Genomic DNA, 12532 nt, shown 5'->3' with positions numbered 1-12532 from the left:
GGATCTGTAATCGCTGTTATCATTAAGTTAGCGTCTTCTCCATCTGGATCTACATCGCCATCTAATACGTTGATGTTTGCTGTTGTGTTTATCGTTCCAGACACAACTTCATCATCTGCTATTGGTGGAATAGCGAAGGCTGCACTAACACCTACTGGATCAGAAACATTGCCTTCATCATCTGCTACAACGTACATAATATCCATCGGACTACCTTCGTACAATCCAGTACAACTCACATCTGGTATTCCAGCTGCACTACAAGGAGTGAATGTAATTGCTCCAGTCATAGGATCAACAGTCCATTCTCCAACACCAGGTTCTACTAAACTTGTCACAGGAACACCTGGGTTTGCTGGATCTATTATCATTACTGTAGTAGGATCTACAAGATCACCATCAACATCATTTGCTAATACATCAATCACTGCAGGATTCCCTAGCATAACACCTGTAATCTCATCTGCAGTTGCAACAGGAACATAATCTATTGTTACTGTAGCTTGGTTAGAAGTATTTCCTGCATTATCATCTATAGTATATGTTGCAGGAGATGTTGGATCATCATTAAAACCAGCTAATGGTGCAAAACTAATTTCACCGTTTACAGGATTAACTTCCCAAACTCCTTCACCAGGAACTGTGTACCCAATAATATCACCATCTGCATCTGTCTGTACCATCGTAGCTCCAGCTGGAACTACTAAACTCACAGTCGTTACATCTAAGGTACCGTCAGGATCTGCATCTGCAGCATTGCCATTACTAGCTGTCGGATCTAGACTCACCGTATCACCAGGTGTACTCGGAACGCTTACATCATCTTGCGCTATTGGATCAACACTAGGAACTGTTCCTTGATTATTTGCGTCTGTTGATAGATCTTGATTATTAGCTGTATCTGGATCATCTTGATCTGCTTCTACAGTAGCACCATTTGAAAAGGCTCCCTCACTATCAATTGTTGCTGTAACTGTTATCGTTACATCATTTGCAGCACCGGAAGCAATACTTGCTATTGTACAAGGAAATGCTGTGCATGCACCACCAGATACATTTGTTATTGTTAAATTATCAGGAATATCTGTAACTACAACATTTGTTGCTTCATCTGGACCTGCATTACTTACAGTTAATGTATACGTCACTGTATCTCCTACTAAATAAGGACTACTATCGACCAATACTTTATCAATACTTACATCAGCCTGCGCGATAGTAAGTGTAGCAGAACGTGTTTCTGTAAAACATACATTATCATCATGGCTTACTACAACAAAATACTCAGTGCCCTCTAAACCGGTAACATCATTAACTGTTAGTGCATTTGTATTTTCACCACTATAATTTGAATCTGACGCACTAATTAGTGTTCCTGAAGTATCTGGATCACCTATATACCACATGTAATTAATTCCCGCATTTGCATTTCCAGGAGTTCCATAATCTGGAACACCTGATGTAAATCCAGTCGAATTATCTGCGGTTGCTGTAACAGTGAAAGTAGCAGACTCACCTGTTGTAGCTGTTTGGTCAGCAGGCTGCATTGCTACCACATTAACTTGTGTTGCAACTATTTCATTTCCGTTTGCTCCATCGTAACCTCCAGTTGCAGGAGAGCTTCCTATTACTAGTCCATCACTATCTACAGTAGTTGGTATCGCCCCTAAGATTCCATCACCATTTGGATCAAGACCTCCTGATTCCAATACGTCATCACAACCGTCGTTGTCGCTATCTAAATCTAATGAATCAACAACTCCATCTCCATCTACATCTGAACAACCTATTGGGATAAACGCAAAACCTTCAAAATTTGTATTCACATTAGAATCAGTATCGTAATTTAAGACAAAAGGATACGTAGCACCTTCTAAGTCGATATCTAAAGTCCATCTAGAAAACTGAATTTGACGAGTTCCTGAATTTAAACTTAGTACATCTCCAGAGGAAATCACAGCTCCATCTGCATGACTCACTATTTCACCTAGAGGATCATTTAACACTGCAGAGGTACCTCCAGGCCAAGTCAAAGTTATTTCCTTGATTGCATTTTGCCCAGCAAACGTGGTCCCTGGAGCAGCACTTGCTACTCTCAAGCTTGATAATTGTCCATTCTGTAAATTATCTAATGTTAGTGTTAGATCCATTTCACTCAACCCAGCAAGTTGTGGTCGACCATTATCACCTTCATCCCAAGTAACCTGTAGCCCTTCTGTTATCCCACTTATCTGCCTAGTAAGCGTTACTGGCTCCGTGGTTCTCGGATCTACTATAAGTGTTGGTCTACGTTGAAAAACAAACGGATTCACAGTAGTAGTCGCCAATTGAAAATCTAAAGTAAATAGATCTCCTGCGTATTGTCCGGATATGGTTTGCGTACCAACTCCCGTAACTCCTACTGGCAATAACACTCCACATTCCACAGTATCTAAAATCCCATCATTATCGTCATCAAGATCACAAAAATCTGGCACGCCATCTAAATCTGTATCCACAGTATCATCTCCTCCAGGGCAAATATCTACATCATCTAACACACCATCACCATCTGAGTCAACACTAACCATCGTTAAGGTTGCACATTGTGTTTCTGAAATACATACATTATCAGGATGTGTAATTACTACACAATATTGATTACCACTATCTGCAGCTGCTGCAGTAAATGAGTAGCTAGCATTAGTTTCTCCAGCAAGCATAGTCCCACCAGAATTAGGATCACCTAAATACCATTGATATGTTGTAGCAGGCGTAACATCACTAGCACTCGCTCCACTATAATCTGGAGTCGTACTAGGTGCAAAGCCTGCAAAGTCTGTAGTACTGGTTGCGGTAACATCCACCATAAAGGTGACTGTATCACCCTCCATAGCAGTTTGACTTACAGGCGCAGTATCTACCACAACTTGAGTCGCTACTATCTCAGCACCACTTGCGCCATCATAACCTCCAGTAGTATCTCCACTTCCTGTAGTTACTAGACCATTACCATCTACTGTAGTTGCTGTATCCCCTAAAATACCATCGTTATCATTATCAGTTCCACCAGATTCTAACACATCGTTACAACCATCGTTATCGCTGTCTAGGTCTAATGAATCAAAAAAACCATCTCCATCTGTATCAGTAAAACATCTTGATGACGCAGCACCATTCTGAATGTCAAAATCATCCGCCGGTATAAAAAGTTCAAACTGTACAACAGCACCAGCCGGAAGACCAAAAGGCAAAGCCACTACTATTCCTGCAAACCTCTCTGGATTTGTTGCAATATTTGAATTAAAAGCGGTGTGATCAACAAAATTAGGTCCTTGACTAGAAGGCAAAGAATTTGTAAAAGTTGCACCATTCATAACCATAATTTCTGCATCACCACCTTGATCAGTTGCATCATCCGCATTAGTATTCCCACCAGAGGGCGTTGTAGCAACAAAATATGGCTCATTTGGTAGAGGACCTGCACCATCAATATCAACAAAAAGAGTTAAAGTCGATCGTGGAACCGCACCAGAACTTCCATTATTCCACCTAAAATCAAACGATACAGTAGAACTACCAGCCTCTACAAACCCTGGAGGACAAGAACCTACAGTTCCAGAAATCACAAATGGCGTATTGTTGTTCACAGATTGCGCACCATTTAATGGGGTTAATTCAAAACCAGCTACCCCTTCTTCTGTATCTAAAATCCCATCATTATCATCGTCAAGATCACAACTGTCACTAATACCATCACCATCATTATCTGGATTTCCAGATGCTAGTGCATCACACGGATCTGGAAGAGATGTTAACACTGCTGATCTATTTTCGGACACACACACATTTTCATCATGACTAACAACAACAAAATAATCAGTATTGTTTAATCCAGAAGAGTCATTAACTGTTAAAGTATTTGTGTCTGCGCCACTATAGTTAGTATCTCCAGGAGCAATAGGCACTCCTGAAAAATCCGGATCACCTATATACCATTGATAGCTCAAACCTCCATCCGCATTACCAGGAACACTATAAGTAGGTGAACCACCGGTATAAAACGTAGCTTCATCTGCACTAGCTGATACTGTAAAGCTCACAGAATCACCCTCAAACACAGTTTGATCCATAGGGTTTCCAGCAGCAACATTAACTTGCACCGCATTCAACTCATTTCCACTAAGCCCATTATACCCTCCAGCTACCGACCCAGAACCTGTGACACGGCCAGCACCATCAACAGTTGTTGGCAGTACACCAAGTACTCCATCGCCATCAGGATCTAATCCACCAGATTCTAAAACATCACTACAGCCATCACCATCACTATCAGTATCAAAACAATTTGTAACACCATCATTATCTGTATCAAAAGGAACATCTGTAGTAAATCTAAAACTATCAATACCGTGAAAATCTTCTCCAGCAGCACCGACACCATTATAAACTGAATTTCTTTTTATTTCTACTTGAGAAACAGGCGCAATACTAATAAACCCAAAAAATGATTCGATATTTTCCCCTGCTGTTATAGTACCTAATGAATTTCCTTGACCGTCAAAAACTAAAAAAGTTCCGGTAGTACCAGCAGTAACAGAAATAGCAGGACCAATTTGGTAAGAAAGAACACCACCAACATAAATCTGCCAAGTATCATTATAATTACCTGCACCATGATCCATAAAATCAATTAAATCAAACCCAAAAGCATAGACAGGTGTGGTAAAGTTTATAAATGTTGAAAACTCTAGATCACTATCTCCTTCTAAATTAGCTCTTCCAGGCTCAATTGATAATCCAGACCCACTAGCGCCAGAAACAAAAGAAGGATTTGTTGTAGAAGCAACGTTATAATTATTTGCAACCGGATCTACTGCATCATTTGAACCAGAGACAGAGCCAATTGAGAACGTTGAATTAGAAAAATTTAAATCGGATTGTATTGTCGCACCTGTATTAGTTACAGAAACATCCCATCCAGATTCGGAGTAACCTAATCCATTTGTGTTTCCTGCAATAACAAAGAACTGAACACCATTATCATTAGTATAATAAACTGCATCTGCTTCAACAGCTCCACCTGTAGGAGCAACGAAAGGACATTCTTCACTATCAAGAATTCCATCATTATCATCATCTAGATCATCTTGATTCAACACAAGATCTCCATCACAATCTGCCAGCGGACCTGGACACTGACTATAAGCCACATGAGAAGCCAACACAAACATAGCAGTAAAAACGAACGACTTGGTTCTAATAAGTCTACTTATCGTAGCAAAAACAAATTTTAAACTAGGAGTAATTTTTCCCATAGGTAGTATCTTTTTTTAGTTAACGGAAAATGCGATTCGTTAACATATATTAAACCAAATTAAGAATAAAAACAAAAAAGGGTGTTTACTAAGTTTTAAATTAACTATCAATCGTTTAAATACATATTATAACGATTAAAAACACGAACGCTCTTGTTTTATTCATTACAATCATACCATTCAACGAATTAATATTTTAAAATCAACATAAACTTACACCTATTGATAATAGAATTTAGCTTAAAACATACCGAAATGACTGTGTTAGAGCCATTTTCGCGAAAGCGATATAGACCTAAAAATTCTTTTTGTAGCTAACTCCTGATATAAGGATGGATATTGCTAAAGTAAATTTCTACAGATCGAGATCTATTCTCTATTTTTGTAATCTTATGAATAAGAAACAATTTGAGAAAGAAGTCGCAAGACGCAGGACCTTTGGAATTATATCTCACCCAGATGCTGGTAAGACCACGCTTACTGAAAAGTTACTACTTTATGGTGGCGCGATTCAAGAAGCCGGTGCGGTAAAAAACAATAAAATCAAAAAAGGTGCTACCAGTGATTTTATGGAGATAGAAAGACAAAGAGGTATATCTGTAGCTACCTCTGTTCTTGCTTTTGAATATGATGGTATAAAGATTAATATCCTAGATACACCAGGACATAAAGATTTTGCTGAAGATACTTTTAGAACACTAACTGCGGTGGACAGCGTGATCGTAGTTATAGATGTCGCAAAAGGTGTTGAAGAACAGACTAAAAAACTAGTCGAGGTATGTAGAATGCGTAATATCCCTATGATCGTTTTTATTAATAAAATGGATCGTGAGGGAAAGGATGCCTTTGACCTCATGGATGAGATCGAACAGATGCTCGGTCTAAGGGTTACTCCTCTCAGTTTTCCTATAGGTATGGGTTATGATTTAAAAGGAATCTATAACATTCATAAACAAAACATTAACCTATTTACTGGTGCATCTTCTAAGGAAATACACAAGACTAAAGCTATAAGTGATATTAATGATACTGAACTGGATAAACTAGTAGGCGAGCAGGCAGCAAGTACTTTAAGAGATGAACTAGAGTTAGTAGACGGCATTTATCCTGCATTCAATAGAAAGGAATACCTGGATGGGGATTTACAGCCTGTATTTTTTGGTAGTGCTTTACACAATTTTGGTGTAAAGGAATTGTTAGATGGTTTTATAGAAATAGCGCCAGAACCTAGGCCTAAAAAGGCAGAAGAACGACTGGTTGAACCTAAGGAGGATCAATTTAGCGGTTTTGTATTTAAAATTCATGCTAACATGGATCCTAAACATAGGGACCGACTGGCATTTATTAAGATAGTAAGTGGTGTTTTTGAAAGAAACAAGGCTTATAAACACATACGTCTGGATAAGAACTTAAAATTCTCTAGTCCTAATGCATTTTTTGCTGAGAAAAAGGAGATAGTAGACGAGTCTTTTCCTGGGGATATAGTAGGGTTACACGATACTGGTAACTTTAAAATAGGTGACACCTTAACATCTGGTGAAACCTTACATTATAAAGGGATTCCATCTTTCTCACCAGAGCATTTTAGATACATTAACAACTCTGACCCAATGAAGTCTAAACAACTTGCTAAAGGGATAGACCAATTAATGGACGAAGGTGTTGCACAGTTATTTACACTAGAGCTTAACGGCCGTAAGGTTATAGGTACTGTAGGCGCACTGCAATTTGAGGTAATACAATACCGACTAGAACATGAATATGGCGCAAAATGTTCTTATGAAAACCTTAATGTTCACAAGGCTTGCTGGGTAGATGAAAGCGTTGCAAAACCAGAGGAGTTTACTGATTTTAAACGTGTAAAATCTAAATTTTTATGTAAGGATAAAAGAGGCCAATTAGTATTTCTAGCCGACTCTTCTTTCTCGTTGCAAATGACACAGCAGAAATACCCTAGTATCAAATTTCATTTTATATCTGAATTTGAGCCAGCTGCTGAGGCATTGGTATAGTTGATTAGTTCCGCTTTCGCGAAAGCGGAATTCCTATCATACAATAGAACAAAAAAAAGCTCTGAACTAGACAAGTTCAGAGCTTTTTTTAATAGGATAATGTATTAGAAAATTAATCGCAGTTTTTATAGTTATCTAAACCAGTGACGATAAACTCTGATCTACGGTTAAGCTGGTGCTCTTCTTTAGAACATTCTACGTCGTTAGAACATCTATTTAACAGTCTTCTTTCTCCAAAACCTTTGGCAGTTAAGCGAGAAGCGTCAATACCCTTTGATATAAGCCAATTACGTGTGCTCTGCGCTCTTTTCTCAGAAAGTATATCATTATAGTCGTCGGGAGCCCTACTATCTGTGTGAGAGCGTATTTCGACCTTAGTAAGTGGATACAGTTCCATAAAAACTTTGATCTTTGCTAACTCAAATGCTGCATCTTTTCTGATATTAAATCTATCAAAGTCAAAATATATTTGCTCTATATCTAATAAAGGACCTATATCATCACAATCTGCCACTGCTATACGTGCTGTCTCTATCTCTAGTGGCACGTCCATGAACCCAGATTTTGTAGGTGTTGAGAATAGATCTTCGTCAGACGAATAATCTTCTTTTTCAACTCTCACAAAATACTGTTTACCACACTCTAGTTTAAAAACATACTTACCATTTTCACCAGTTACTAATTGATCCACCTTATTGTTATTAGCATCCATTACCATAACAGTAGCTTCATTCATAGGCTCTCCTGTTTTCTCATCAGTAACGGTACCTGTAACTAGAACCTCACAAGTTTCCCTAAGGTCTTCTAACTGTATGAATCTATAGATATCATCATCTCCAGATCCACCTGGTCTATTAGAGGTAAAGTATCCTATTTTAGTATCGTCGTTAATGATAAAAGCAAAATCATCATTAGTAGTGTTAATAGGCTTACCAATATTAATTACCTTACTAGTACTACCGTCAGGACTTATTGAACTAGCAAATACATCTAGCCCTCCAAGACCTTGATGACCTGTAGAAGCAAAATATAATGTGTTTGATTTACTGACAAAAGGGAAAGTCTCTCTACCAGGTGTATTCACATTCTTAAGGTTTCTAGGCTCACTAAACTGACCTTCTTCAAGAATATCTACTACCCAAATATCTGACTTAGTAAAGTCTGAATTTATATCATAACCTACACTCCCAGGCATGTCACTAGAAAAATACAATTGCTTTCCATCAGGACTTAAGGCAGGGTGTGCCACAGAGTACTCATCATTATTAAAAGGAAGAGATACAGGCTTAGACCATTTACCATTCTTTTTATAAGATCTAAAAATCTTAAGCTTATTCATTCCATCAATATCCTGTCTATAAACACCGTTATCATAGTTATTACGAGTAAAATACATCGTCTCACCATCTGCAGTTATAGCAGGAGTACTTTCATGAAACTTAGTATTGATATTACTAGACAATCTTTTAGGTGAGCTTAATTTACCAGTCTCATCGGCCTTTGCAGTATACAACTGTAAGAAAGGTTGATCATTCCATGTATGTCTTCTACTTACCAAAGAACCAGAATCTCTAGAAGTAGCATACACTACCTGACTTTCTGATTCATTAAAAGCAGGACCAAAATCAACCGTATAACTATTGATTCCTTTTGTGTTAACCACATCAAATCTACCGGATTGAAAATCTATTATTTGTAAATAATTAGGCTCTTCAGAATACATCTTAGATCTAACGTCAAAACCTTTAAAAGAATTGAATTTTGACATCAATCTATCTGCCTCGTCGTACCTACTTACCGATTTAAGAGATTGTGCATATCTAAAAAAGTACTCAGGTTTTGCATTATCCTCATATTCTTCAAATAGTTGATTATACCATTTATACGCCTTTTGCAGTTCGTCATTGAAGTAATACGTATCACCTAATTTTGCTAAAATTTCAGGAGATGCAAAGCCTTCTTCTACTAATTTTAAATAGATTTTCTGAGCTTCTATAAATGCTAAAGATTTAAATTTTTCATTTCCTTTATCTAACTTACCCTTTTGAGCATGTCCAAAAGAGAAAGCAAAAAGAATGATTAGTATGGATAGTTTTTTAAACATAATGTATGCTGTGTTTATTTTTCTTAGAAGAAACGAGGTGTAATGATACGATCGTAGCTGTTAAATAATTCAAATCTCATGAAAAGCTCATAACTACCGTCATTAAAAACGGCATTTCCTAACTCTGTAGTCTCTCTATCATAGGCAAATCCTATCATCATTTGATCACTTAGTTGAAAACCTACTAGACCTGTTACCGCAGCACTCCATCTATAAGCTGCTCCTAATGTCAACTTCTCATTAAACAAAAAGTTTGCTGATAGATCTACCTGTAATGGCGCACCTTGAACAACCTTTACTAACGTAGATGGTTTAAATTTAATATCGTCATTCAGGTCCAATACATAACCAGCTGTTGCAAAATAATGTATTCTCTCACGAGCAATATAAGTTGAACTTCCTGAATCATTGCTCTCATCAAAATGATCTGTTTGCAATAAATTAGGTGCACTTAATCCCATATAGAATTTTTCAGTATGATAATACAACCCTAAACCTAATGTAGGAGATAGCTTATTATCTACGTTATCTGTTAATCTAGGATCTCCTGTATTAAAGATATTCAACTTTGTGAAATCTACATTAAGAACATGAATACCACCCTTAAGACCAAAACTTAATCGAGCTTCGTCTCCTACTGGTATCGTATAACTGAAATCTGCAGCTACATAAGTCTCATCTGACGGCCCTATTTCATCATTAACTATACTCAACCCTAGACCAACACGACTGTTAGAAATAGGTGTGTGAAATGATAGTGTTTGAGTTCTAGGAGCTCCATCCAGTCCTACCCACTGACTACGGTGTAAACCTACGATACTAGCTACTCCTCGATTTCCCGCATAAGCTGGATTAACAACTATTGGGTTATAAGAATACTGACTGTATTGAGGATCTTGTTGTGCGGTAACCGCTTTCGCGAAAGCGAATAACAATAAACAAGTTAATAATTTCTTCATATTATTTTTATTAAACAAGTTCTGTCTTTAAAGACAGAACTTGAATTTTATCGATTTATATATAAATACCCAGCCTTTTCAATCGTCTGATTCTGGTCGTCAACATAACTAAGAACATAGAAGTATGTACCTTCTGGTAATTGCTCACCTTGAGAAACTGTTACTCTACCTTCAGAAACACCTCTGAAAGCGCGATTTGCATTATTATAGTTATCTACGTTATACACTTCTACACCCCATCTATTATAGATGTGAACTGTGTTCTCAAAATTCTCAATTCCTTGAAGGAAGAAGAAGTCATTTTGGTTATCACCATCTGGAGTAACCGCGTTGAACACAACAACTTCTCTTACATCTTCATCTAAGTAATCAGGAATACCATCACCATCAAAGTCATCATCAATAGAATCAGGACCAGTTACGATTTCATCATTATCGTCATCTAAATCTCTATAGTCTGGCTCAGAGTCTCCATCTGTATTATTAAGATCAGTTGAAGGGTTATCTATAACAACATCACCATTAGGATCTTCGTATCCACCAAGATCACCATCAAATGCATCATCTAAACCGTCCATATCAACATCTGCTCCCGAAGGTAATACATCTGGCTCACCATCATTGTCAAAGTCGAAGCCTTCCGTACTATCCGGCACGCCATCGTTATCAGAATCATCATCTAAGTAATCAGGAACACCATCACCATCAAAATCTAATGGATCAATACCCTCACCACTTCCTGGAGTTGACTCGTATGCGTCGTCTAGACCATTACCGTCACTATCTACACCACTAGGAGCGATATAACCATCAGTAGTCTGAGATTCCACATTATCAGGAATACCATCATTATCTGAATCTTGATCAAACCAATCAGGAATACCATCATTATCTGAGTCGCCTGAACCTTCTAGTACATCTAATATTCCGTCATTATCATCATCAATATCATCTACATCAGGAATACCATCCATATCATTATCAGGCAGCATAATATATCCATCATTTAAACTAGGTGTGTCCATCCCAGCTACTGCTGTTAACATCTCTGGATCTGATCCTATAGTTGTTAATGAATCTACACCTGTCGGTAATGTTGTCTCATCAACATCTATTGATGTATCTCCTACAGGAACTATTGCTGTCCAAGCACCGCTAGAATCTGTCACGACTGTTTGTGTAACACCGTCACTACCAACAACAATAACACTTACTCCAGGAATACCTAATTCACCAGCATCTTGAACTCCGTTACCATTAGTATCTTCAAAGACAATTCCACTTACTGTTCCCATCGGTTCATCATAACCATCATTCGTAGTAGGTGTATTGACACCAACTAATGCTGTAACATTTTCTGGATCCGAACTTGCAGTAGTTAGTGTATCTACACCAACAGGCAACGTATTTTCATCTACATCAACGTTAGCTATTCCAACAGGCACTGTTGCTAACCAATCACCATTAGCGTCAGTAACCACCGTTTGCGTCACACCATCACTATCAACAATTATTACATCCACTCCTGGAATACCCAACTCGCCCGAATCTTGTATACCATTACCGTTAGCATCTAAATAAACAGTTCCACTAATAGTTCCCATAGGGTCGTTATAACCATCATCTGTACTAGGAATATCAACCCCTACTACCGCTATTATTGTTTCAGGATCTGAAGATACAGTTGTTAGGTTATCAATTCCAATTGGTAACGTAGATTCATCTACGTCAATCGAAGTATTACCCACAGGCACAATTGCTGACCAATCACCATTTATATCCGTTGTTACTATTTGAGTAACACCATCACTATCAACAATTACCACATCCACTCCTGGAATACCTAATTCACCTGTATCCTGAATTCCATTTCCATTAACATCCTCGTAAACAGTACCACTGACTGTACCCATAGGATCATTATATCCATCATCCAAGGTAGGAACATTAGTACCTGCAAGCGCATTTACTGTTTCTGGATCTGAACCTACTGTTGTGAAATTATCTAAACCAATAGGTAAAGTAGATTCATCAACATCTACATCGGTAGCTCCTACTGGAACTGTTGCTGTCCAATCTCCGTTCGCATCCGTTGGTACAGTTTGTACATTTCCATTTGAATCGGTAATCTCTACATCTACGTTTGCTAATCCAGGCTCG

4 protein-coding genes and 1 pseudogene are annotated in these 12532 nt (G+C 37.9%); 1 reads left to right on the top strand and 4 read right to left on the bottom strand.

Annotated elements, in window-relative coordinates:
* Positions 1 to 5297: pseudogene (locus tag ACJJVN_RS00040) on the bottom strand (hypothetical protein); the annotation flags it as partial.
* Between the two features lie 392 nt (positions 5298 to 5689).
* Here ACJJVN_RS00040 and ACJJVN_RS00035 point away from each other — a divergent pair.
* A complete protein-coding gene (locus ACJJVN_RS00035; protein ID WP_405376587.1) occupies positions 5690 to 7309 on the top strand; it encodes a peptide chain release factor 3 in 1620 nt (539 codons plus the stop codon).
* 112 nt (positions 7310 to 7421) lie between these two features.
* On the opposite strand, the gene ACJJVN_RS00030 is transcribed toward ACJJVN_RS00035, so the two are convergent.
* The 3 genes from ACJJVN_RS00030 to ACJJVN_RS00020 form a co-directional block, all read right to left on the bottom strand.
* The gene (locus ACJJVN_RS00030; protein ID WP_405376585.1) at positions 7422 to 9413 is read right to left on the bottom strand and encodes an OmpA family protein; all 1992 of its coding nucleotides are present in this window, start codon (positions 9411 to 9413) and stop codon (positions 7422 to 7424) included.
* 23 nt (positions 9414 to 9436) lie between these two features.
* A complete protein-coding gene (locus tag ACJJVN_RS00025; RefSeq protein WP_405376583.1) occupies positions 9437 to 10372 on the bottom strand; it encodes a type IX secretion system membrane protein PorP/SprF in 936 nt (311 codons plus the stop codon).
* 47 nt (positions 10373 to 10419) lie between these two features.
* On the bottom strand, positions 10420 to 12532 hold a 2113-nt coding region (locus ACJJVN_RS00020; RefSeq protein WP_405376581.1), incomplete at its 5' end, for a gliding motility-associated C-terminal domain-containing protein.

The sequence above is a fragment of the Nonlabens sp. Asnod3-A02 genome (assembly GCF_045063755.1).
In the GTDB taxonomy this organism is placed as follows: Bacteria; Bacteroidota; Bacteroidia; order Flavobacteriales; family Flavobacteriaceae; genus Nonlabens; species Nonlabens xylanidelens.
Note: the sequence above shows the minus strand (reverse complement) of the source record. Positions and strands in the feature narration are given on the sequence as shown.

Bases quoted from the DNA above. Each gene is read 5' to 3' on its own strand.
- ACJJVN_RS00035 (WP_405376587.1), top strand. From the start codon at position 5,690: ATGAATAAGAAACAATTTGAGAAAGAAGTCGCAAGACGCAGGACCTTT.
- ACJJVN_RS00030 (WP_405376585.1), bottom strand. From the start codon at position 9,413: ATGTTTAAAAAACTATCCATACTAATCATTCTTTTTGCTTTCTCTTTT.
- ACJJVN_RS00025 (WP_405376583.1), bottom strand. From the start codon at position 10,372: ATGAAGAAATTATTAACTTGTTTATTGTTATTCGCTTTCGCGAAAGCG.